The sequence below is a fragment of the Sphingobacterium sp. KH_072 genome (genome assembly GCF_057837975.1).
Genome location: NZ_CM174457.1, coordinates 485,832 through 511,060, shown reverse-complemented (window position 1 = coordinate 511,060; position 25,229 = coordinate 485,832). Strand labels below are relative to the sequence as shown.

At 43.2% G+C, this 25,229-nt stretch carries 18 protein-coding genes; 6 read left to right on the top strand and 12 right to left on the bottom strand.

All coding sequences use genetic code 11. The annotated features are described in order from the left end of the window. Positions 1-131: 131 nt before the first annotated feature. Entirely contained in the window at positions 132-809 is a 678-nt protein-coding gene (locus tag AC3IRT_RS02395; RefSeq protein ID WP_489394942.1) for an ACP phosphodiesterase, read from the bottom strand. Positions 810-986: 177 nt separating this feature from the next. Between AC3IRT_RS02395 and tyrS the strand changes: the two genes are divergently transcribed. Beyond that, complete coding sequence (tyrS, locus tag AC3IRT_RS02390; protein ID WP_489394941.1) at positions 987-2,273, top strand: tyrosine--tRNA ligase; 1,287 nt, start codon at positions 987-989, stop codon at positions 2,271-2,273. Here the strand turns inward: tyrS and AC3IRT_RS02385 are convergent, their stop codons facing one another. Beyond that, positions 2,274-2,981 carry a DUF4397 domain-containing protein gene (locus AC3IRT_RS02385; protein ID WP_489394940.1) on the bottom strand — a complete coding sequence of 236 codons (708 nt, stop codon included), beginning with the start codon at positions 2,979-2,981 and terminating at the stop codon, positions 2,274-2,276. Positions 2,982-3,136: 155 nt separating this feature from the next. Between AC3IRT_RS02385 and AC3IRT_RS02380 the strand changes: the two genes are divergently transcribed. Genes AC3IRT_RS02380 through AC3IRT_RS02370 form a run of 3 tightly spaced genes read left to right on the top strand, consistent with a single transcriptional unit; the run spans position 3,137 to position 7,565 of the window. Beyond that, on the top strand, positions 3,137-5,815 hold the full coding sequence (locus AC3IRT_RS02380; RefSeq protein ID WP_489394939.1) for an FtsK/SpoIIIE family DNA translocase: 2,679 nt from the start codon (positions 3,137-3,139) through the stop codon (positions 5,813-5,815). 10 nt (positions 5,816-5,825) lie between these two features. After that, positions 5,826-6,485, top strand: coding sequence for an outer membrane lipoprotein periplasmic chaperone LolA1 (lolA1, locus tag AC3IRT_RS02375; protein ID WP_489394938.1), 660 nt, complete (start codon positions 5,826-5,828; stop codon positions 6,483-6,485). A 39-nt stretch (positions 6,486-6,524) separates the two neighbouring features. Beyond that, positions 6,525-7,565: a LacI family DNA-binding transcriptional regulator gene (locus tag AC3IRT_RS02370; protein WP_489394937.1), complete on the top strand. Its 1,041-nt coding sequence runs from the start codon at positions 6,525-6,527 to the stop codon at positions 7,563-7,565. Here AC3IRT_RS02370 and AC3IRT_RS02365 read toward each other — a convergent pair. Genes AC3IRT_RS02365 through AC3IRT_RS02355 form a run of 3 tightly spaced genes read right to left on the bottom strand, consistent with a single transcriptional unit; the run spans position 7,540 to position 11,145 of the window. Further along, positions 7,540-9,111, bottom strand: a complete 1,572-nt coding sequence (locus AC3IRT_RS02365; RefSeq protein WP_489394936.1) for an MFS transporter — start codon at positions 9,109-9,111, stop codon at positions 7,540-7,542. The genes AC3IRT_RS02370 and AC3IRT_RS02365 overlap by 26 nt on opposite strands. Positions 9,112-9,125: 14 nt before the next feature. Then, entirely contained in the window at positions 9,126-10,310 is a 1,185-nt protein-coding gene (uxuA, locus tag AC3IRT_RS02360; RefSeq protein ID WP_489394935.1) for a mannonate dehydratase, read from the bottom strand. Between the two features lie 13 nt (positions 10,311-10,323). Beyond that, positions 10,324-11,145 carry an SDR family oxidoreductase gene (locus AC3IRT_RS02355; protein WP_489394934.1) on the bottom strand — a complete coding sequence of 274 codons (822 nt, stop codon included), beginning with the start codon at positions 11,143-11,145 and terminating at the stop codon, positions 10,324-10,326. Positions 11,146-11,380: 235 nt separating this feature from the next. Here AC3IRT_RS02355 and AC3IRT_RS02350 point away from each other — a divergent pair, with 235 nt between their 5' ends. Further along, positions 11,381-12,370 (top strand): PfkB family carbohydrate kinase, encoded by a 990-nt coding sequence (locus AC3IRT_RS02350; RefSeq protein WP_489394933.1) that lies wholly within the window; start codon positions 11,381-11,383, stop codon positions 12,368-12,370. Between the two features lie 17 nt (positions 12,371-12,387). Next, positions 12,388-13,032 carry a beta/alpha barrel domain-containing protein gene (locus AC3IRT_RS02345; protein ID WP_489394932.1) on the top strand — a complete coding sequence of 215 codons (645 nt, stop codon included), beginning with the start codon at positions 12,388-12,390 and terminating at the stop codon, positions 13,030-13,032. Positions 13,033-13,146: 114 nt separating this feature from the next. On the opposite strand, the gene rpoC is transcribed toward AC3IRT_RS02345, so the two are convergent. The 7 genes from rpoC to AC3IRT_RS02310 form a co-directional block, all read right to left on the bottom strand. Further along, positions 13,147-17,424: a DNA-directed RNA polymerase subunit beta' gene (gene rpoC, locus AC3IRT_RS02340; RefSeq protein WP_489394931.1), complete on the bottom strand. Its 4,278-nt coding sequence runs from the start codon at positions 17,422-17,424 to the stop codon at positions 13,147-13,149. 69 nt (positions 17,425-17,493) lie between these two features. Then, positions 17,494-21,303 (bottom strand): DNA-directed RNA polymerase subunit beta, encoded by a 3,810-nt coding sequence (rpoB, locus tag AC3IRT_RS02335; protein WP_489394930.1) that lies wholly within the window; start codon positions 21,301-21,303, stop codon positions 17,494-17,496. Positions 21,304-21,470: 167 nt separating this feature from the next. Beyond that, positions 21,471-21,845, bottom strand: a complete 375-nt coding sequence (gene rplL / locus AC3IRT_RS02330; protein WP_116776281.1) for a 50S ribosomal protein L7/L12 — start codon at positions 21,843-21,845, stop codon at positions 21,471-21,473. A gap of 75 nt (positions 21,846-21,920) precedes the next feature. Further along, entirely contained in the window at positions 21,921-22,439 is a 519-nt protein-coding gene (gene rplJ, locus AC3IRT_RS02325; RefSeq protein ID WP_489394929.1) for a 50S ribosomal protein L10, read from the bottom strand. Between the two features lie 2 nt (positions 22,440-22,441). Continuing rightward, a complete protein-coding gene (gene rplA / locus AC3IRT_RS02320; RefSeq protein ID WP_489394928.1) occupies positions 22,442-23,140 on the bottom strand; it encodes a 50S ribosomal protein L1 in 699 nt (232 codons plus the stop codon). Between the two features lie 22 nt (positions 23,141-23,162). Next, positions 23,163-23,606, bottom strand: a complete 444-nt coding sequence (rplK, locus tag AC3IRT_RS02315) for a 50S ribosomal protein L11 (protein ID WP_489394927.1) — start codon at positions 23,604-23,606, stop codon at positions 23,163-23,165. A gap of 170 nt (positions 23,607-23,776) precedes the next feature. Next, on the bottom strand, positions 23,777-25,198 hold the full coding sequence (locus tag AC3IRT_RS02310) for a hypothetical protein (RefSeq protein ID WP_489394926.1): 1,422 nt from the start codon (positions 25,196-25,198) through the stop codon (positions 23,777-23,779). Positions 25,199-25,229: the final 31 nt, after the last annotated feature.

Sequence of the window (25,229 nt, the reverse complement as noted above, 5' to 3'; positions counted from 1 at the left end):
AGAAAAATGGGCATAAATATTTGTATATCTCTGTATTTGCGTCCAACGACTAACTTGAAAAGACGAGTAGTTGCACAGCGTTAAGGCAAAAAAAGCGGAAAATTTGCAAAGTGATTGATGGAGGAATATTACTACAGGACTAGTTTATCTTGCACATAACGAAAAATGTCGCGAAAACCAGATAGCGAATCCGATGTGTATTGTTCGAGCGCATCGCTTAGTGCGTAGCGATCAGCTTCTGTTTCTTGAAAACTCCAGATTCGCTTGGAAATATTGAATAAAGGCACAGACAAACTCCTGAGCTCAGCGTACTCATGCATGTATTTCCACTCTAAAAACTGATCGTAGAAATGGAAAAATTTGCTAGTATCCGCCAAACCAATGATTCCCAAAAACTTCTTCAATATCGGTCGGTTTACATTAGCCAGATGTTCATACAATCGATTTACATTGACCATTTCATGCTCAATAAGTAGATGATCCAGCAGTAATTCTAACGAGATATGCCCCATAAAAGAAGCACGTATGGGCAGGTGGGTTAAGATCGGATCTAGCTTTTTGCGGAGCTGATGGTTGTGCTCCAGAAAAAATGGGCTACTATGAAAGATCTTATCGACCTCCACATGCCGATACCAGCCTTGATAGATTTCGATCAATTGCGGATGCGCAAATAATTGCTCTTCAAAGCGATTGGGATGAAAGACGTAATCTTTGTCTACATTCTTTAGCAAATCTGGCAAGAGACAGCCTACCACCCGCGCCGACTCGGATGCATAACGTTCAAAATAGAAATGCGAAAGAAAGTTCACTTGCTGAATGGATTGATCAAACCGAATATAATAACAGTAAGATACGCTTTAAGTTTTATCTTTGCAATCTTAGAATAAATGTTAACAAATTGGCTACTTATGCGTAAGTGAGGTATTGCAACACAGGCGAAGACCCACTAAAACGACATAACCGCTTAAAAATCAAATCATTTAAAGATGAATTTTGTAGAAGAATTGCGTTGGCGTGGCATGCTCCAGGACATTATGCCCGGTACAGAAGAAGTATTAAGCAGCGAGCGAGTTGCTGGATATATTGGCTTCGATCCTACAGGAGATTCTTTGCACGTAGGGCATCTCACACAGATCATGACGTTGATACACTTTCAGTCTGCAGGGCACAAGCCCTTCGCATTAGTTGGTGGCGCAACAGGTATGATTGGTGATCCTTCGTTCAAGTCAGCAGAACGCAATCTACTGGATGAAAGCACCTTGCAACACAACCTGAATGGGTTGAAGGCGCAGCTTTCGAAGTTCCTGTCTTTCGGAGAAGGAGAGACAGATGCACAAATGGTCAACAATTATGACTGGTTTAAGGATTTCAGCTTCTTGGATTTCATCCGGGATGTCGGCAAGTTAATTACCGTCAATTATATGATGTCCAAAGATTCGGTGAAGAAGCGATTAGAAGGCGAAAATGGGCTTTCCTTCACTGAATTTACCTATCAACTTATCCAAGGATACGACTTCTATTATTTGTGGAAACACCACAATTGTAAGATCCAGATGGGCGGCTCCGATCAGTGGGGCAATATTGTGACCGGAAGTGAGATGATTCGTCGTATAGATCAAGGAAGCGCTCATGCGCTGACGACGCAATTAATTAAGAAGTCGGACGGACAGAAATTTGGTAAAACGGAGTCTGGAGCGGTATGGCTTGACCCAAAGAAAACCTCTCCTTACAAATTCTATCAATTTTGGCTGAACGCAACCGATGATGACGCGAAAAGCTGGATCAAAATCTTTACGCTAAAGCCGAAAGAGGAAATTGATAGCATCATTGCGGAGCACGATCAAGCGCCACATTTGCGTATTGTACAAAAAGCTTTGGCGCAGGATATCACGATCCGCACCCATTCCGAGCAGGCATATGAAACGGCGATCAAGACATCGGATTTCTTATTCAACAATGGTTCGTTGGATTTCTTATCGTCCTTACGTGAAGAAGACGTACGTGAGGTATTCGAAGGATTGCCACAATACGATCTAAGTCGTACAGCATTAAATAATAGTATTCCTATTTTGGATTTCTTAGCGTTGAATACGCAAATATTTCCTTCTAAAGGTGAGGCGCGCAAAATGCTACAAGGCGGCGGCGTGTCGCTCAATCGCGAAAAAATATCCGACGTAGATCTCGTAGTATCGAGCGGTCATTTGATCAACGATCAGTATATCATTGCCCAAAGGGGCAAGAAAAACTACTACTTAATTGTAGTAAAAGACTAATTAAGGGTGTTGAATCACCGTATATAGCGAAGTCTGATCATTACGATCTTTCTCCGCTAAAGAACCTGTCAACCAAATCGTATACACACCTTGGTTGGCAGGTTTTAATTCAAAAGCATGACTTGCACTTGCGCTGCCATCTGTCGTAAAATGCAATGGGTAATCCGCTACATCAAAGGTCATGAATGTAGAAATCTTTCCAGCCGCCAATCCCCGAAAAAATCCCGCCCGATCCTTCGCTGTACCTACAGAAACCGTTACTCCATCTGGATTTGTATTGACAAAGCGCACTTTAAATTGACCACTTCTTGGCAAAAGCAAATCATCTTCGACCAATGTGGATTGTATAGGATTTCCGTTAGTAAGGAGCAAAGAATAATTTTTGCCAGCACCCAAATTAAGATCTGTTGCTGGTGGAGATAGTGTTTGATTGCCGTAGCGCACATTCAACGTCAATCTTCTACTACCCGGATATACCGTTCGATGACGTATAAAGTCGCCATACCCCAACATCTCAATAGTGGTATTTTGTCGTTCACCATTCAAAAACACCTCCATCTGATCAGAGTCGGGGACACCATTAAATATCGCTAACACAGCCATCTGATTAGTAGCATCATTACTTAATTGATCTGATAGCAGATCATTGTTATTACACGATGCCAATAGCAAGGCAACAGCGGCTATGAATGCAGAAAATTTTCTCATGATAAATCATTTTTGAAATGCCTATATTCTGGCACTAATACCTTAACAAACGTAGCTAGAAAGATAGTCGCTACAATATACAACTTCGCTCCTTGCCAAAACTGGAGTTTTGTCTATTTTTAGTAAGTTTGTAAAAGGCATAAACTGTCGTCTACATGGCTAAAGGAAATTCATTCAAAAATGGGAGTACGGGTACTGGTGGGGCAAGACGCGCGAAAAGCACAACGTCTTCGTACGAACCAAAGAAGACAACGCGTACCTTTCGTAAAATAGATTTTACGGAAGGACAGCAAAAGGTAATGAAGGTGCTGGGATTGTTTTTACTCATCACGTCTGGACTTTTTGCCGTAGCTTTTATTTCTTACCTCTTCACTTGGAAGGCAGATCAAAGTTATATATACATCACCAATGGCGGCTGGGACACCCTATTTAGCTCTTCAGAAGAAGTGCTAGACGAGACGCTAGAAACACCCGTTATTGAGAATAAACTTGGGAAGTTTGGTGCCCTATTAGCCAATCAGTTTATCTTCGAATGGTTTGGCGTCGCGTCTTTCTTATTTATTCTAGTCTTATTCGTAGTCGGATACCGACTGCTGTATCTTCGTGCGTTATTACCCGTTGGCAAAACCATTTTGTATTCGCTTATTGCGATCATTTTCATCTCTCTTACGTTGGGATTTCTACAAGATTTCATTACCGATACGCCACATATTCTGGAAGGAAAATTTGGCTACTGGACCAATCAGATCCTGACTTTGCAGATTGGAACTGCGGGTGTGGCCGGTATTTTGATTTTTGTCTTGCTAGCAGCGCTCATCCTGATCTACAATTATGATCTGAAGATTTCTTTTCAAACTGCACGATCGGACGAAGGAGGGGAATATGAAGAAGGAGAAGAGACAGACGATTATCAAAGCAATGAGCGGCTAGACAGACCTGCGGTGAGCAATAGCTTCAGCGAAGATAGATCCACTCCGCGCGAACGTATTGTACAACAATCAAGAAATGATTCGGAAGCGAAGAACAGCTTAGAGCAGCATCAACAAGCAAATCCTACTTGGGAACCAGAAATAAGCGCGCCAAAGGAGAAAAACACACTACGATCGGAAGAACAATCTGGCACGATCTCTTTTGATGTGGTAGATACACATACCCCAGAACCAACAATTCCGGCGGTAGAAGAGACCGGAGCGGTGGCACTTTCGGTAGAACCAGATTTGTCCGTAGAAATTGAAGAAACGGCTGAGGAAGAATTGGCACTCACGGTTGAAGCCGTCAAAGAAGAAAAAGCGGTGGAAGCGAGTGATTTGGTGAAGCAGTTCGGAGAATACGACCCGAAATTGGATCTGTCCGGCTACCAACATCCCCCACTCGATTTATTGAAAGAATACGGTACAGGTAAGATTACCATTAATCAGCAGGAGCTGGAAGCCAATAAAAACAAGATTGTAGATACACTACGAAACTATAGCATAGAGATTGAGCATATCAAGGCAACAATCGGCCCGACTGTTACGCTGTACGAAATCATCCCTAAACCGGGAGTGCGAATCTCGCGGATCAAAAATCTGGAAGACGATATCGCGCTAAGTTTGGCGGCATTGGGTATCCGTATTATTGCGCCAATGCCCGGAAAGGGAACGATTGGTATTGAAGTGCCCAACAGCAATCCCGAAATGGTATCGATGCGATCGGTCATTGCGACCGAGAAATTCCAGAAAACAGATATGGATCTACCTATCGCATTGGGAAAAACGATTTCGAACGAAGTCTATATTGCCGATTTAGCAAAAATGCCTCACCTGTTGGTGGCTGGTGCCACCGGACAGGGTAAATCCGTAGGTATTAATGCGATTCTGACTTCATTACTGTACAAAAAGCATCCTGCCGAACTAAAATTTGTATTGGTGGATCCAAAGAAGGTAGAGCTGTCGCTGTTCAAAAAGATCGAACGCCATTTCTTGGCGAAACTTCCGGGCGAAGATGATGCGATCATCACGGATACCAAGAAGGTGATCAATACGTTGAATTCTTTGTGTATCGAGATGGATCAACGCTATGACTTGTTGAAAAATGCTCACGTCCGCAATTTGAAAGAGTATAATGCGAAGTTTGTTGGTCGACGATTAAACCCAGAGGAGGGTCATCGATTCTTACCATTCATTGTACTCATCGTAGATGAGTTTGCGGATTTGATGATGACGGCTGGAAAAGAGGTAGAAACACCGATAGCCCGATTAGCACAATTGGCACGTGCCGTGGGGATACATTTGGTGATCGCCACACAACGGCCTTCGGTGAATATCATCACGGGTACGATCAAGGCCAACTTCCCGGCGCGTTTGGCGTTTCGTGTGTTGTCTAAGGTCGATTCCAGAACGATTCTGGATTCGGGCGGTGCGGATCAGCTGATCGGTCGTGGAGATATGCTATTGGCTACTGGAAGCGAATTGATTCGGATTCAATGTGCTTTTGTGGATACACCGGAAGTGGATCAGATATCGGATTTCATTGGTGGACAACGCGGTTATCCTTCGGCTCATTATCTACCAGAATATGTGGATGAAAATGGCGAAGGTAGTGGCTTGGCCGACTTCGACTTATCGGATCGAGACGTGCTTTTCGAAGATGCAGCAAGGCTGATTGTGATGCACCAACAAGGCTCGACATCGTTGATCCAACGCAAACTAAAACTAGGCTACAATCGAGCTGGACGGATCATTGATCAGCTGGAGGCTGCCGGTATTGTCGGTCAATTTGAAGGCAGTAAAGCGCGCGAAGTGCTGTACCCAGATGAGTACTCCTTAGAACAGTATTTGGAGACATTAAAATAAGAAAGCAAGTATGAAGATTATACCGATTACACGAATCCTGATTGTAGCCCTTTTGTGCCTACCTATTGCGGCAGCAAAAGCACAAACGAAAGCATCTACCGCTAAAACAACCTTGGATCAGGTATCCAAAAAATACGATAGCTACCGTACCATGCTGGTGGATTTTTCTTTCGCCGCTACGCAGGCCGATGGACAGCAATACAACGATAACGGATCGTTGAAATTGGACAAAGTGGGCAATAAATACCGCATCAAACTCAACGCGCAGGAGATTATTAGCGACGGCAAAGCGGTTTGGTCTATACTTCCAGAAGACAAGGAAATCCAAGTGAGCGAAGTGGACAACAGTGCAGAGACACTCGGCCCGCAAAACTTGTTTACCTTCTACCGTACAGGCTATACATACACGGCGTTAGCCGATGAGCGCGTGGGCAATCAGTCTTTAAAAGCCATTCAACTTACGCCCACGGATAAATCGTCTAGCTATGCTAGGATCAAGATTCGTATTAACAGCAATAATCATATCCATGATATTACAGTGTATGACAAAGCGAGTTCCAGCTATACGTATACAGTGACTGCCTTGTACGTGAATCAGAAAATTCCGCAAAGCACTTTTACCTTTCAAAAGAATCAATTCAAGGATTTTGAGCTGGTAGATTTACGTTAATCTGCTGCCTCAAAATAGCATTTCTACTAAGCAAAAAACATGGGAAATATCACGTTAAAAGAGTTGGCAAAGATGCTGGGATTATCGGTCTCATCGGTATCGAAAGCGCTCAATGATAGCCATGAAATCAGTGTAGAAACGAAGCGTAAAGTGCAAGAGCTGGCAGCAGCGCACCATTACCGTCCGAACATGTTTGGTAAAAGCTTGAAGACGGGTCGTACGAATACGGTAGCGATTATTATTCCGTATCTGGCCAACCCATTTCAAGCGCAGATCTTAGAAGGCGCCCATCAGGCAGCTTATAGCAGCAATTATAAGTTGATTTTCATGCAGAGTCGCGAGGATGCCGATACGGAGATGGAGCTTTTGCAGTCGCTCTTGAGTCAGAATATTGATGGTATCTTGATTTCGCCTTCGGCGAATACCAGTGTGGAGTTCTTGCAGGAGGTGCATCAAGAAGTGCCTATTGTATTAATTGACCGTATCGATTTTGATTTGGAAACGCACAAAATCGGCGTCGATAACGAACGTGGTGCTTTTGATGCTACCCAGCACCTGATCGATATGGGTCGGGATCATATTTTGGTACTGAATGGCAAAGATTTGGGCGTTACGCAAAAGCGTACCGCCGGATACAAAAATGCGCTATTGGCCAACCAGATTCCGTTTACAGAAAACAATCTTATTGAGGTCGACTACCAACTGCCCAGACAAGATTTGGTAAAGAGCTTACGCGAAATGCTGCAAGCTAAACTCGCAATGGTGCAAAAGCCAATCGGAATATTGGGTAATACCGACATGCTCACGCTTAGTGTTTTGGGAATCCTATCCGATTTGGGAATCCGCGTACCGGAAGAAGTGGCCGTGATAGGCTTTTCGAACACGGAAGCAGCGGATTCTTTAAATCCAGCTTTGTCGACCGTGGTACAACCTGCACTGGAAATGGGAAAGCTGGGCATCGAACGACTAGTGGAACTCATCCACGGTAAAAATCGACATCAAATCGCTGTAACGACAACAAAACTGGAGCCTGTGCTGGTGTTTCGCAAGTCGACTACAACTCGACCGGTTTCATCTTAGGCACTAAGGTTTTCATCACCATCCATGCCAGCAAATAGGCCACTCCGCAAAACGAAAAGATGATCAGGTAACCGGTATTTATCCCATTACTAACAACCTCACCTGTAGACGAAAGCTGGTTTAAAAACTCTTCGATATTGACTACCCCGTGCTGTTCTAATAAGATCTTTTCGGTCTCTATGTTTTCAAATTGCGGAAATGCCTCATGAAGCGATGTTCCATTGATCTTACTCCAATGCCTTTCTGCATAATCAAACAGCATTCCCGAACATTTATTGATCAGGAAAGCACCAACGCCACCTGCTAAACCGCCAATCCCCGTAACGGTAGCAATGGCTCGCTTAGGAAACATATCGCCTACTACGGAGTACAGATTAGCGGACCAAGACTGATGCGCGGCCGCACCAATACCAATCAATAAAACAGGATACCAAAACGAAATCGCGCCCAATGGCTGTGCTAACAATACCACCAAAGGAAAAAACGCAAAAATGAGCATGGCGCGCATACGGCCTGCATAAGGATCTAAACCATATTTATCGACGAAATACGTGGGCAGCCAACCTCCTATAATCGACAACATCGTGATGCTATACAAAACAAAAAGCGCGATCTGGCCAGTAAAATCTGAAGACTTGATACCATATACGGAGCTGAGATAGGCTGGCATCCAGAATAATAAGAACCACCACACACCATCTGTCATGAACTTACCCAAGGCAAAAGCCCAAGTTTGCCTATATTGCAAGCATTTTGTAATGGTTACTTTGCGTTGTTCAACAACTACTTCTGCGGTAGCTGGACGCAGACCTGTTATCTCATCTTGTTGAATATAGGCGAGTTCTTCGGCGGTGACGCGAGGATGTGTTTCGGGTTTTTCGTACATAAATATCCAGAAACCCATCCACACAAAACCGAGTGCACCAATAATGATAAAAGCCATCTCCCAGCCTAATGCTTCGGCGATATAAGGAATGGTTAGTGGAGCAGCCAAAGCACCAACCGTGGTACCTGCATTGAAGATACTGGTAGACAAAGCCCGATCTTTCTTCGGAAAATATTCTGCTACGGTCTTGATGGCTGCCGGAAAGTTGCCGGCCTCACCTACCGCCAACACGAAGCGTGCAAAGATGAATAAGACCACACTGACATTGACCACACGGGAAAAGTCATGCACATGGCTAATCGCTTCTTTGGCTCCTTCAAATCCAACAAACCATTCGCCTGCGGTAATCCCCGAAGTAGCAATACCACAAAATGCATGCAATATCGCGCCGATAGACCAAACACCGATGGCCCACAAAAAACCTTTCTTCGTACCAACCAAATCGACGAACCGCCCGGCCAGCAACATGCTGATGGCATAGAAAATGGCAAATAAGGCCGTTATATTTCCGTAATCATTATTGGTCCAATGAAATTCGGGAGCAATGAAGTCCTTCCAGGTTAGAGACAGCACCTGCCTGTCCAAATAGTTGATGGTTGTTGCAAAAAATAACAATCCGCATATCACCCATCTGTAGTTTCCTTTTACTTTGCTCCCCATTCCTCGTATTTGGTTTATTTACTGGTATTTGTCACTGTTTTGGAATAGATTAATCCTTCCTCCAATCCACGTAGTTCTGCTAAACCTCGTAGTCGTCCGATAGCAGAATATCCCGGATTGGTCACTTTATGAAGATCATCTAACATCTGATGCCCATGATCTGGACGAAACGGAATCGGTTGTGCTCGCGTCTGATTTTCATCAATAAAGATATCCACTACCTGCGCCATATCGACATCGCCGCTTAAATGATCAGCTTCATAAAAGTTGCCGACAGCATCCTTCTTTACATTACGGAAGTGAGCGAAATGCACACGATGTTTAATAGCTCTCGCAATCGCTGGCACATCATTTTCCGCGCCAGCACCCAATGATCCCGTACAGAAACATACGCCATTAAAAGGCGCGTCTACTCCTTCGATAATCTTCACGTAATCCTCCAAATTAGAAGCAATGCGTGGTAATCCTAATATGGGGTACGGTGGATCATCCGGATGGATGGCCATCTTGATGCCATGTTCCTCGCAAACCGATTGTATTTCACGCAAAAACCAGCAAAGATTATCTAACAAACCTGCACGTCCTATTTCCTTGTACAGGATCAGATTGCGCTGTAGATCATCTAAGGTGATGTCTTTCTCGCTCGGAATTCCCATCAGGATTACCCGTTTCAATTCTTCGATATCGGCGGCACTGAAATTGGCAAATCTTTTTTTCGCGTCGGCAATTACTGCTTTGGGATAATCCTTTTCTGCCTGCTCTCGCTGGAAGATATGTAAGTCGAAAGCAGCCAGATCAGCCCAATCGAAATACAAGGCTTTCGCCCCGTTGGGCATTTCCAAATCTAGTTTGGTACGCGTCCAATCTAACACGGGCATAAAGTTGTACGTGATGACGCGGATGTCGCAGGCCGCTAGATTGCGTAGCGTTTGTCTATAGTTTTCGATGTATCGATCAGCATCTTCTCGCTTCGTTTTGATGGCTTCGTGCACCGGCACACTTTCTACGACGGACCAGACCAGTCCGGCCGTCTCAATGATGCGTTTACGTTCTTCTATATCTTCCAACGGCCATACCTCGCCGTGCGCGATATGATGTAATGCGGTGACGATACCTGATGCGCCAGCCTGCTTTACATCTTGCAAGCTTACTGGATCTTGTGGGCCGTACCAGCGCCAAGTTTGTTCTAATTTTTGCATCGTATTTTTCTTATTATACACCAGACCAAGCGTTGAAGCCGCCATCTACATAAACGGTCTCGCCGTTCACAAAGGCAGACGCATCGCTCAATAGATATACTAATGTTCCATTCAGTTCTTCGGGATCACCCAATCGTGAGAATGGCGTACCATTTACAAACTTTTGTGCGCGCTCAGTGTAAGATCCGTCCGGATTCGTTAATAGAGTCCTATTCTGTTCGGTTAGAAATACACCAGGAGCAATGGCATTGACACGGAGCTGATCGCCATACCGAAGCGCCAACTCGGAAGCCATCCATTTGGTGAAACCAACTACGCCATTTTTGGCGACGGTGTATCCCAATACACGACTGATCGCTTGGCTAGAAGATAGCGAGGCGATATTGATAATGCTACCACGCCCTTGCGCCGCCATCACTTTCCCAAATACATGTGTGGGAATGATGGTACCAAAGAGATTTAATTCAATGGCCTTCAAAGTGTCTTGGATATTCGCTTCGAAAATATCCTGATCTGGACCAATCGTAGCGCCTGGAATGTTGCCACCGGCAGCATTAATCAATCCATCAATGGTTCCCCATTTTTCAACAATGGCGTCTTTGGCTTGTTGCATGGAAGTTTCGCTCAGCACATCCGCTACGACCATCATTCCTTCTCCACCCAAGCTATTGACTAGTGCCAAGCGCGCCATAGCGCGTTCTTCATTTCGGCCAACAATGGCAACTTTGGCGCCTGCCTCTGCTAGTGCGCCCACAAAACTCTTTCCGAGAACTCCGGTAGCACCGGTTACGACAATAACTTTGCCCGCGAGGGAAAACTTATCCAATATGCTCATGTGGTTTATTTAGCGTTTATAACAATTCAATATTATTAAAATTAGTCGGCTCATGAAAGGATTAGTTACGCTAACGTTTGCGAGGAATTCTAGTTGGTAAACTAGTCTCTCTTAAAAAAGAAACTGTACATTAGAAGGACTACAACTAAATAGCTAGTCTACCTTGCTCCATGAATCCGTACTTAGAGGTATATTCGAAGAGCAGGTATAACCAATAAAATTGAATTGTATTCGAATGAAGAAAGTACTATGTTTTGGAGAGATTCTCTTACGTTTGCAGGCTGTTGGAGCTAGTTTCTTTGAGAAAGATCGCAATCAGCTACGGGTATTTCCGGGAGGATCAGAAGCCAATGTAGCCAGCGGACTGGCACAAATGGGCACAGCGACAGCCTATTGTAGCGCGTTCCCAGAAAATCAATTGAGCGTAGAAATCCAAGAACAACTGCAAACGTTGGGAGTAGATACCGGCAAAAGCCTAAGCTTTGGCGATCGCATTGGTTCGTATATTTTGCTATCTGCAAATGGATTGAGCCAAGGCGAAGTGATCTATGATCGACGGTATTCTAGCTTCAGCCAGCTCACGTTAGAAGACATCAACTTCAATCAGTTATTTGACGGAGTCGATTGGTTTCATTGGACGGCACTATCACCTGCTTTGAATGAAAATATAGCAGAGCTAATCGAACCCATATTAAAAGAAGCAAAAAAACGAGACATCAACATATCAGTCGATTTAAACTACCGCTCTAAACTTTGGCAATATGGCCGAGAACCCATCGAGATCATGCCTGATTTGGTGGCTTACTGCGACGTGGTGATGGGAAATATCTGGGCAGCGAATAAGATGTTGGGCACGTACGTAGATGATGCATTGGATCGTCAAACGTCTACGGCGGATTATTTCGAAGCAGCCAAGCAATCTGCCGCCGAGATTTTCGCGCTATTTCCGTCGGTTCAGCACGTAGCCAATACCTTCCGATTTATTGATAACCCACAGCACAACCTGTTCTATGGCACTTATCACAATCGCTCGGAAGACACCATATCCACGATCTACGAAACCGATGATGTGATAGATCGCATTGGTAGTGGCGATGCTTTTATGGCGGGCTTTATCCATGCACTGATAGCAGAATCACCAGCTCAGCAAGTAGTGGATATCGCCACTGGCGCTGGTTACCAAAAACTGTTCGTATCTGGAGACTTTGGAAACGGAAAATTTTAACTTTTAGCCTTTAAAGAATGAATAAGCTACTCTCTCTTATACAACAGTATCCTGCCATTCCCGTATATTACAATGATGATCCGCAAACCTGTCTTGAGGTATTGCAAGCCTGCTATCAGGGCGGCATTCGCGTCTTTGAGTTCGTCAATCGTGGTCCGCAGGCCAAAGCCAATTTCGAGGCTTTGTTGGCGTACAAAAAGGAACATTTCCCAGATATGGCGCTGGGCATCGGTACGATTAAGACCGCGCAAGAAGCGAAGAACTTTCTGGCATTGGGTGCAGAATTTATCGTTAGTCCTATTATATCCGCAGAGATTGCGCACGAAACCATAGCCAAAGGACATTATTGGATTCCGGGTTGTATGACGCCATCCGAGATTGCCGTAGCCGAATCATTAGGTGCATCACTCGTTAAGCTATTTCCAGGCGATATCCTAGGTCCAAAATTCGTAAAAGCGATTAAGCCCTTATTTCCAAATCTGCGTTTTATGCCTACTGGCGGTGTAGATGTTAGCAAAGAAAGTATCGATGAGTGGTTCGCAGCTGGCGTATTCTCAGTCGGTTTGGGCTCTAAACTCTTCCAGAAGCCGGATCATAGTGAAGCCGGTTACCAATGGCTGGTTGCTCGTGTACAAACTTTGATGACGTTGGTGAAACGCTAAAAAAGATTTATCTAACAGATATCCACCAATACGAAATTACCACATAAAAAAGGCCGTGCGTATTGACTTCGCACGGCCTTAATAATTATAATTACAATTTTCTAAAGAAGAAGACTAATCTTCTTCTTTAGATGCTAATAGCTGATCGTACTCTTCGCGAGAGCCTACGATAATATTGCTGTACTGACGTAAACCGGTACCTGATGGGATTAAGTGACCCACAATAACGTTTTCTTTCAATCCTAACAAATTATCACGTTTACCGGCGATAGCTGCCTCATTCAACACCTTAGTAGTTTCCTGGAAGGAAGCTGCTGAGATGAATGATTTGGTACCTAAAGATGCACGCGTAATACCTTGCAACAAAGGACTAGACGTTGCTGGAATTGCATCGCGCACTTCCACCAATTTCATATCCTGACGTTTCAAGACAGAGTTCTCTTCACGTAGGTTACGCATAGTTACAATCTGACCTGGGCGAAGGGTTTTAGAATCACCGGCTTCCACGATGACTTTTTTGTCATACAAAGAATCGTTTTCTTCCATGAAGTCCCATTTGCTTACCGCTTCTTTTTCTAAGAAACGTGTATCTCCTGGATCCTCAATATTTACCTTCTGCATCATCTGGTGAACGATTGTCTCAAAGTGCTTATCATTGATCTTCACACCTTGTAGACGGTAAACCTCTTGGATACCATTCACGATGTACTCTTGTACTGCAGATGGGCCTTTGATTGATAAGATATCTCCAGGAGAGATCTGTCCATCAGAAAGTGGCATACCTGCTTTAATAAAGTCATTATCCTGTACCAAGATGTGTTTAGACAATGGTACTAAATATTTCTTCACCTGACCGTCACGTGATTCGATAGAAACCTCGCGGTTACCACGTTTCACACCACCTAATGTTACCACACCGTCGATTTCTGTTACTACAGCTGGGTTAGATGGGTTACGCGCTTCGAATAACTCCGTTACACGAGGTAGACCACCCGTAATATCTCGGGTTTTTCCTGTAGAACGAGGAATCTTAACCAAGATCGCACCATCTTTTACTTTCTGTCCGTTAGATACAGAAACGTGGGCACCAACTGGAATGTTGTACGAACGAATTACTTCGCCCTTCAAATCCATGATCTTGATCGTCGGGTTCTTCGTTTTATCACGAGTCTCGATAATTACCTTCTCCTTGTGACCAGTTTGATCATCTGACTCTTCACGGAAGGTTACCCCTTCGATGATCGCATCAAACTCTACTTTACCAGCAAACTCCGAGATAATTACCGCATTATATGGATCCCAGTCAACCAATTTCTGGCCTTTTTCGACGGTATCTCCTTCTTTTACGAATAAGTTAGATCCGTAAGGGATGACTTGTTGATATACGACACGTCTTTCTCCGTTCAAGATTTTAATCTCTCCAGAACGACCTAATACCACTTCGAATTTACCATCATCTCCTTCTTTCTCTACGGTACGTAAGTTTTCAAACTCAATAATACCTTCATGCTTTGCAATGATTGCAGAGTCAGAAGCAATGTTGGAAGCAGTACCACCCACGTGGAATGTACGAAGTGTCAACTGTGTACCCGGCTCACCGATGGACTGTGCAGCAATTACACCAACAGCCTCACCTCTTTGAACACGTTTACCAGATGCCAAGTTACGACCGTAACAACAAGCACATACGCCACGTTTAGCTTCACAAGTCAATACCGAACGAATTTCGATACCTTCAATACCTGAATTTTCAATCACCTCTGCAATTTCTTCGGTGATATCTGCATTGGCAGCAACGATTAATTCGTTGGTCTCCGGATGTAGTACATCATTCAATGGCGTACGACCCAAGATACGATCGAACAATGGCTCGATCACATCATCGTTGTCTTTCAATGCCGTCGTGTAGATACCGCGCAACGTTCCACAGTCTTGATCGATAACGATCATATCTTGCGCAACATCATGCAAACGACGTGTCAAGTAACCCGCATCGGCCGTTTTCAAAGCCGTATCGGCCAAACCTTTACGCGCACCGTGGGTAGAGATAAAGTACTCGAGTACCGAAAGTCCTTCTTTGAAGTTGGACAAAATCGGGTTTTCGATAATCTCACCACCAGATGTACCTGATTTCTGTGGCTTAGCCATCAAACCACGCATACCACATAGCTGACGAATCTGCTCTTTAGAACCACGTGCTCCAGAATCCAACATCATGTATACCGAGTTGAATCCTTGGTTGTCATTAGACAAGATATCCATAACGTGCGCCGTTAAACGGTTGTTGATACGTGTCCAGATATCGATAATTTGGTTGTAACGCTCGTTGTTCGTAATGAAACCCATATTGTAGTTACCCAATACTTCTTCCACTTCTTTCGTTGCTTGGTCTAGCAAATCTGTTTTAGCTGCTGGAATGTTTAGATCCTGCAAGTTAAATGACAGACCTCCTTTGAAAGCGGTTTGGAAACCTAACTCTTTCATATCGTCCAAGAATCTAGCTGCACGCGCCATACCTGTATTCTTCACGATCTCGCCAATGACGTTACGTAAAGATTTTTTGGTCAACAAATCGTTGATATAACCTACTTCTTCTGGTACGATCTGGTTAAAGATCACACGGCCAACAGTAGTCTCAATGATTTGTTGTTCGAAGTTACCTTCTTTAGTTTTAATCTGTGTTTTTACTTTGATGAAAGAGTGCAAGTCAACTTGTTGCTCATTCAACGCGATGATGACCTCTTCTGGAGAATAGAAGACTGTTCCCTCTCCTTTCATACGACGGTTTTCATCTGTCTTACGGCCTTTGGTAATGTAGTAAAGACCCAATACCATATCCTGAGAAGGAACCGTTACCGGTGAACCATTCGCAGGGTTCAAGATATTGTGTGCTGCCAACATCAAGATTTGGGCTTCCAAGATTGCCGCATTACCTAGTGGTAAGTGGACTGCCATCTGGTCACCATCAAAATCGGCGTTGAAAGCCGTACATACTAATGGGTGTAATTGAATCGCTTTACCTTCTACCAACGTTGGTTGGAATGCTTGGATACCCAAACGGTGAAGCGTAGGTGCACGGTTTAATAATACCGGGTGACCTTTCAATACATTCTCCAAGATATCCCAAACGACAGGATCTTTGCGATCAACAATTTTCTTCGCAGATTTTACTGTTTTCACGATACCACGCTCGATCATCTTGCGAATGATAAACGGTTTGTAAAGCTCCGCAGCCATGTCTTTAGGAAGACCACATTCGTGTAATTTCAAGTGTGGACCTACGACGATAACCGAACGTGCTGAATAATCCACACGTTTACCTAGTAAGTTTTGACGGAAACGACCTTGCTTACCTTTCAAAATATCAGAAAGAGATTTCAAGGCACGATTACCTTCGGTTTTTACCGCATTTACTTTACGAGAGTTATCGAACAAGGAATCTACCGCTTCTTGAAGCATACGCTTCTCGTTACGCAAGATTACCTCTGGTGCTTTGATCTCGATAAGGCGTTTTAAACGGTTATTACGGATGATTACACGACGGTACAAGTCATTTAAATCGGAAGTAGCGAAACGACCACCATCCAAAGGCACTAATGGGCGCAACTCTGGTGGAATAATTGGTACGATTTTCACGATCATCCATTCTGGACGATTTTCGATACGCGTGTTAGCACCACGGAAAGCTTCTACTACGTGAAGGCGTTTCAACGCCTCATTTTTACGTTGTTGTGAAGTTTCGTTTGCTGCTTGGTGACGTAGATCGTAAGACAACTGATCAAGATCCAGACGTTTTAGTAATTCTTCTAAAGCGTCAGCACCCATTTTAGCCACAAATTTTTGTGGATCATTGTCATCTAAATATTGGTTTTCTTTCGGTAAGGTATCTAGGATATCTAGGTACTCTTCTTCCGTTAAGAAATCCATGTACGAAAGACCATCATCTTCTTTGATACCGGCTTGAATAACCACATATCGCTCGTAGTAGATGATCATATCCAATTTCTTGGTAGGAAGACCTAGTAAGTAACCGATTTTGTTTGGCAAAGAGCGGAAGTACCAGATGTGTGCCACAGGAACCACCAAGTTGATGTGGCCCATACGCTCACGACGTACTTTTTTCTCTGTTACTTCTACACCACAACGGTCACACACGATACCTTTGTAACGGATACGTTTGTACTTACCACAGTGACATTCATAATCCTTTACCGGGCCGAAGATGCGCTCACAGAATAATCCATCGCGTTCCGGCTTGTAGGTACGATAGTTAATCGTTTCCGGCTTAGTTACTTCACCGCTAGAACGCTCCAAGATAGTTTCCGGAGAAGCTAAACTAATCGTAATCGACGTGAAGTTACTTTTGATTTTATTATCTTTTTTATAAGACATACGTTGTATAACTTAAAAGCTGTATATAAAGTTTGGGAAGCTCGCACCTCCCAAACTAAAATTACTTGATTAATCTAATGTGATATCCAAACCTAGACCACGTAGCTCATGAACCAATACATTGAATGATTCTGGTACAGATGGTGTTGGTAAGTTGTTACCTTTTACGATCGCCTCATAGGTTTTCGCACGGCCAATCACATCATCGGATTTCACGGTTAAGATCTCTTGTAGGATATTAGATGCACCGAATGCTTCTAATGCCCAAACCTCCATCTCACCAAAACGCTGACCACCAAACTGGGCTTTACCACCCAATGGTTGTTGTGTGATCAATGAGTATGGTCCGATTGAACGCGCGTGCATCTTATCGTCTACCATGTGACCTAGTTTCAACATATAGATTACACCTACTGTTGTTGGCTGGTCAAAGCGCTCTCCTGTAAGACCGTTGTACAAGTACGTACGACCTGATGCAGGAAGATCTGCTTTTTGTACCCATTCTTCTACTTGGCCCATTTCTGCACCATCGAAGATTGGAGTCGCGAACTTCATACCTAATTTCTGACCTGCCCATCCAAGAACAGTTTCATAAATCTGACCCAAGTTCATACGAGAAGGTACACCTAATGGATTCAACACGATATCAACCGGTGTTCCATCTGCCAAGAAAGGCATATCCTCATCACGTACGATACGTGCAACGATACCTTTGTTACCGTGGCGTCCGGCCATTTTATCACCGACTTTCAACTTACGTTTCTTAGCAACGTAAACTTTAGCCATTTGAACAATACCAGATGGCAATTCATCACCAACAGATACCGCAAACTTGTCGCGTTTGAATGCGCCTAATTCTTCGTTGAACTTGATGCCGTAGTTGTGCAATGCAATCTTGATCGCATCGTTCTTCTCTTCATCTGTCGTCCAACCAGCTGGATTTAGGTTAGCATAATCTAAATCAGTCAGGATTTTTTGCGTGAATTTGGCACCTTTTGCTACCAATAGCTCTTTGTACACGTTGTAGATACCTTGGCTTGTTTTACCATTCACTACGGTGAATAATTTCTCTACCAAACGCTCTTTCAACACGCGCAAGTTTCTCTCGTGCGTATTATCCAATTTCTCCAATGCTTTTTTCTCAATGTCTTTAGACATTTTCTTGGCACGAGAGAACAACTTCGTGTCGATTACCACACCTTTGATAGATGGTGGCGTTTTCAACGAAGCATCTTTCACATCACCGGCTTTATCACCGAAGATTGCACGAAGCAATTTCTCTTCTGGTGAAGGATCTGATTCACCTTTAGGTGTAATCTTACCGATTAAGATATCGCCTTCCACTACTTCAGCACCGATACGGATAATTCCGTTTTCGTCTAGATCTTTTGTCGCTTCTTCGGATACGTTCGGGATGTCTGAAGTCAATTCTTCTTCACCACGCTTGGTATCACGAACTTCTAGTTCAAACTCTTCGATATGCAAAGAAGTAAAGATATCCTGAGATACCACACGCTCTGAAATTACGATCGCATCCTCAAAGTTGTATCCTTGCCAAGGCATGAATGCTACTTTTAAGTTACGGCCTAATGCCAACTCGCCATCTTCTGTGGCATAACCCTCACATAATACTTGTCCCTTTACTACCTTTTCGCCTTTGATAACGATCGGTTTCAAGTTGATACACGTATTCTGATTGGTTTTCTTGAACTTGATTAATTTATATGTTTTGACGTCGTCGTCGAATGATACTAAGCGATCAGCATCGGTACGCTCGTACCGGATATGAATCTCTTGTGCATCCACGTATTCTACGACACCGTTTCCTTCTGCGTTGATCAAGGTGCGCGAGTCAGAAGCCACACGGCCTTCTAATCCTGTACCTACGATCGGTGCTTGCGGACGCAACAATGGCACCGCTTGGCGTTGCATGTTGGATCCCATCAAGGCACGGTTGGCATCATCATGCTCCAAGAAAGGAATCAAAGATGCTGCAATCGACGTAATCTGGTTAGGCGCAACGTCCATGTAATCCAATTTCTCCGGCTCAATAATCGGGAAATCACCCTCATATCTTGCTTTTACTTTGGCATCTTCGAAGTTACCTTTATCGTCATAAATGGCATTCGCTTGCGCGATAGTCTTGCCATCTTCATCTTCTGCAGATAAATATACTACAGGATGATCTACCACGACTTTACCAGCATCTACCTTACGGTATGGTGTTTCGATAAAACCAAGGTTATTGATTTTCGCGTGTACTGCAAGTGATGAAATCAAACCAATGTTTGGCCCCTCTGGAGTTTCGATAGTACACAAGCGACCGTAGTGCGTGTAGTGAACGTCACGAACCTCGAAACCAGCACGCTCTCGAGATAGACCACCAGGACCTAACGCGGATAGACGACGCTTGTGCGTAATCTCGGCCAATGGATTGGTTTGATCCATAAACTGAGATAACTGATTGGTACCGAAGAAGGAGTTGATAACAGACGATAAAGTACGTGCGTTAATCAAATCCGTAGGTGTAAAGACCTCATTGTCACGAATGTTCATACGTTCGCGGATGGTACGCGCCATACGAGCAAGACCTACGCCAAACTGGGCATAAAGTTGCTCACCAACGGTACGTACACGACGATTGGACAAGTGATCGATATCATCGACTTCTGCTTTTGAGTTGATCAGATTGATCAAGTATTTAACAATCGCGATAATGTCTTCGCGCGTCAATACTTTTGTTTCTGATCCAGTAGATAAGCCTAATTTACGGTTGATACGGTAACGACCTACATCACCCAAATCATAACGCTTATCTGAGAAGAACAAGCGATCGATAATACCGCGAGCTGTTTCCTCATCAGGTGGTTCGGCGTTACGTAATTGGCGATAGATGTGCTCCACCGCTTCTTTTTCCGAGTTAGACGTATCCTTTTGTAATGTGTTATATATAATAGAATAATCTGCATTGTTAGATTCATCGTCTTTCGCTAAGATAATAGACTTAACGCCAGCATCGATGATCATTTCAATGTGATCTTCTTCTAGTACGGTTTCACGCTCAAGGATGATTTCATTACGATCGATAGATACTACTTCACCTGTATCCTCATCTACGAAATCTTCTATCCATTTTTTCAATACTCTTGCCGCCAAACGACGACCAACGTATTTTTTAAGACCCGATTTACTTACCTTAACTTCATCAGCTAAGTCGAACAATTCTAGGATATCTTTATCCGAATCGAATCCGATAGCACGTAATAAAGTGGTAACCGGGAATTTTTTCTTACGATCGATGTAAGCATACATGACGTTGTTTACGTCTGTTGCAAATTCGATCCAAGATCCTTTAAAAGGAATTACCCTAGCAGAATAAAGTTTTGTTCCATTTGTGTGTCTACTCTGACCGAAGAATACGCCAGGTGAGCGGTGTAGTTGGGATACAATTACCCGTTCCGCACCATTGACTACGAAAGTACCTTTTGGTGTCATGTAAGGAATAGTACCTAAGTACACATCCTGTACAATCGTCTCGAAATCTTCGTGCTCTTCGTCGTTACAAGATAACTTTAATTTTGCTTTTAGAGGTACACTGTACGTTAAGCCACGCTCGATACACTCTCGAATGTCGTAACGTGGTGGATCTATGAAATAGTCCAAAAACTCTAGCACAAAAATGTTTCTTGAATCAGAAATAGGGAAGTTTTCGGCGAAAACCTGATAAAGCCCTTCCTGATGGCGATCGTCAGAAGTAGTTTCCAGCTGAAAAAACTCCCTGAAAGATTCTAATTGCACGTCCAAGAAATCAGGATAATCGATAACCTTCTTACTTGTAGCAAAATTCACTCTTTCTTTTTGAATATTGTTGTTTGCCAAGGGAATAAGATTTTAGTTTTAATAAACTGCGCTAACATTGTTGTTGAAAACCTGAAAATCGATGAGTCAACAACACCACATCGAGGCTTAAATAGTATAAACAGGGAAAGACTCTGATAGAAAATCCATCAGAGTCTATACCTTAAAGGTGCTTTACGCAGGAGAGATTACTTAACCTCAACTACAGCTCCAGCTTCTTCTAGTTGTTTTTTCAAAGCTTCAGCTTCGTCTTTAGAAACACCAGTTTTCAATTCTTTAGGTGCACCATCAACTAAGTCTTTTGCTTCTTTCAAACCTAGGCCAGCTAAATCTTTAACCAATTTAACTACTGCTAGTTTTGAACCACCAGCTTCTTTCAAGATTACGTCGAAAGAAGTTTTTTCTTCTGCAGCAGCAGCACCTTCAGCAGGAGCAGCAGCAACAGCAACTGCAGCAGCAGCTGGTTCGATGCCATACTCGTCTTTTAAGATATCAGCTAGTTCTTTAACTTCTTTTACAGTTAAGTTTACTAGTTGCTCAGCAAGTTGTTTTAAATCTGCCATTTTATTTTGAATTTTTGAATGTACTAAATGAATATTGTTAATTAAAATTTTAACGAACGTTTACAAGAGGGTTCGTTAGCCTCTGTTTTCTAAAGCTTTAAGCAATCCTGAAACTGTATTTCCGCCTGATTGTAGAGCAGAAATAACGTTTTTCGCTGGAGATTGAAGTAGAGCAATAACGTCTGCGATTAATTCGTCTTTCGATTTTAGGTTCACCAAAGCATCTAGCTGAGAATCACCAACGAAAGCCGTTTCTTGGATATAAGCCGCTTTTAATAGGGGCTTGTCACCTTCTTTACGCAATTGCTTGATCAATTTCGCAGGACCGTTCCCAGTCTCAGAGAACATCATAGTAGATGCTCCTTTCAATACGCTAAAGATCTCTTCCGAATCTACTCCTGCCTCTAATAACGCTTTCTTGATCAAAGTATTTTTCACTACTTGAACCTCGATACCGCTTTCGAAACATTTGCGACGGATTTTACTCACTTTCTCTACAGACAAATCAGCTGTGTCAGCAATATAAAAATTGCCGTAGGATTTAATCTGCTCTGCCAAAGCTTGAACAATTTCTTGTTTTTCTTCTTTTCTCATGATTAAATACCCGCTACTGATTTAGTCTCGATATGAATACCAGGACTCATAGTCGATGAAATGTGAATACTTTTGAAGTATGTACCTTTCGCCGCAGATGGTTTAAGGCGAGAGAGTGTTTGCAACACCTCTAACGCGTTATCATAAATCTTGTCTGCTTCGAATGACACTTTTCCAACTGAAGTGTGGATAATACCGGTTTTGTCGACTTTGAAATCAATTTTACCGCCTTTTACATCAGTTACTGCTTTTCCTACTTCCGTAGTTACAGTACCTGTTTTAGGGTTAGGCATCAAGTTTCTTGGACCTAAAATACGGCCCAATTTACCCACTTTTGCCATTACACTAGGCATAGTAATAATGATGTCAACGTCAGTCCAACCACCTTCGATCTTGCTGATGTAATCATCAAGACCTACGTAGTCTGCACCTGCTGCTTTAGCTTCTTCTTCCTTATCAGGAGTACACAATACTAAAACGCGAACAGTTTTACCTGTTCCGTGAGGTAACGTTGCAATACCACGAACCATTTGATTCGCTTTACGAGGATCTACGCCCAAACGAACGTCGATATCCACAGAAGCATCAAACTTAGTCGTTGTAATCTCTTTTACCAAAGCCGCGGCTTCTTTCAAAGAATACGCTTTACCAGCTTCAATTTTGGATAGTGCCGCTTTTTGATTTTTTGTTAATCTAGCCACTTTCTTAAACTGATTTCGTTAATTAATTGTTCCAAGGAGCGTCACCTGATACGGTGATACCCATACTGCGCGCCGTACCCGCAACCATTTTCATAGCTGACTCTACAGTGAACGCATTCAAATCTGGCATTTTATCTTCTGCAATCTGTTTTACCTGATCCCAAGTAACCGAAGCTACTTTCTTACGATTAGGCTCACCAGATCCGCTCTTGATTTTGGTAGCGTCTTTCAACTGTACCGCAACCGGAGGAGTTTTGATGATAAAATCAAAAGATTTGTCCGTGTAAACTGTAATGACAACTGGTAGAATTTGACCAGGCTTGTCTTGCGTACGAGCATTGAACTGCTTACAGAAATCCATAATGTTCACCCCTTTAGCACCTAACGCAGGTCCTACTGGTGGTGATGGATTGGCCGCACCGCCCTTTACTTGTAATTTTACTAACGCACCGACTTCTTTTGCCATTTCGTTATAAATTTAATATTTGTAAATGTTTGTTAGTAAGTGGAAGCTATACTGTAACATTTATTCGCCAGTTACAAAACAGGTCTTGTAACCAAACGAGGTGCAAAGATATACAATATACCAACACAAACAAAATCAAATATAAAAAATTAGAACTGTAAACCCTTGATTTAGAACTCTACTTCGATCGTTTCGTCCCACTCCTCATTGATCTCTATCTGAAAACTCGTCTGAAATGGCAACGTGCCCAACAATTCTCCTCTAAAAAGCACCTGTACATTATTGCGCGCAGCGGCTGAGACGTCTAAAGTACGCAGTAGTTCGCCAGATATTCCAAAGATAAGTAACTGGTAGGATAGATTGACTGGATTATCGACTCGGCCAACAAACTGATTAAACTGCAACTCTTTGCTTTCTGCAAAATTGGGCGTGATTTCAATTTCTGACTGATCTAGCACAGGATTAGCCATTTGAGCATTGAACGGGGCATAAAATTGGGGCTCACCCCTTCGCACAATAACGACCCGATCTACGACTGATAGATCTTGGGCGTCTGTAAATTGAAATTTTATTTGGCTGAAGTAACGATCGAGTTGTGCAGATTCTTGGATATTTTGATTGACGAAGATGGATTTTTCAACGCCATATATTTCTCCGGCGTACGCCGAAAACCGATTACCTATATAATAGGTATTGGCAGATGCGACGAAAGGAGGCATAAGTAGATCGGACAGAGCAGTATGCCGCACGAAGGAAAATCGATATTGGCCATGTGGCAAATCCATAGAAATAGTAGGCATGCTCGGGGCATATTCTTGTATAACCGAGGAGATCAGATTTCCAGTAATCTCATCGAATGCATAGATTTGTAATCGATCTCCTTCAGATCGCTCTTCTTCTTTTACTGTTCCGCGGATTCGTAAATTATCTATACGTAGCGCACCACTGTTTTCATTGTAAGCGCTTCCTGCTCCACGCTCACCCGCCGCTGTAACTAAACGAAAACGAATTCGATCAAGCATCGCTAGCTGCAGATTACTTAGAGTAAACGTAAAACTATTGCGAGCTTGACTCGTCAGGAAATTTGCAAATTGATTTTCGCTCTGCAACAATTCCCACGTTGTATCATCATTGCTATAGTATAGGTCAAATGCTTTTGGACCGGTGGCAGAGGAACTGATATCAAAACCGAAACTTTCAAGAGATCCCACCACTTGAATCGGTACTTCTAAAATTAACTCTTTGACGCCTGTCATAGACAGAGCTCGTCCGGCGGCGTAATCGCCATAAGGCCAACCTGCCGCAAAACCAGCAGGAATCAAACCTTCATTATAGGTGATTTGAGCACCAGGCTGAATTGCCACATCAGGTTGCAGAGTTTCATTATTAAATGACCAGAAGAAGAGATATTCGACAATAGCATTCAAATTATCCACTTGCTGAACCTGCCCTAGCGAACCGGAACTCCCTTGGGAAGAAGCAAATATAGCATCTTGTACATCGAAATTGATTGTATAAATTTCGTCAGTTTCAGTTCCAGAATTACGAGGATCTTTCTGGCATGCGATCAGCAACATTAGAAAAAAGAGCACACTTAAAAACCTAAGTGCGAGAGAGATTGGC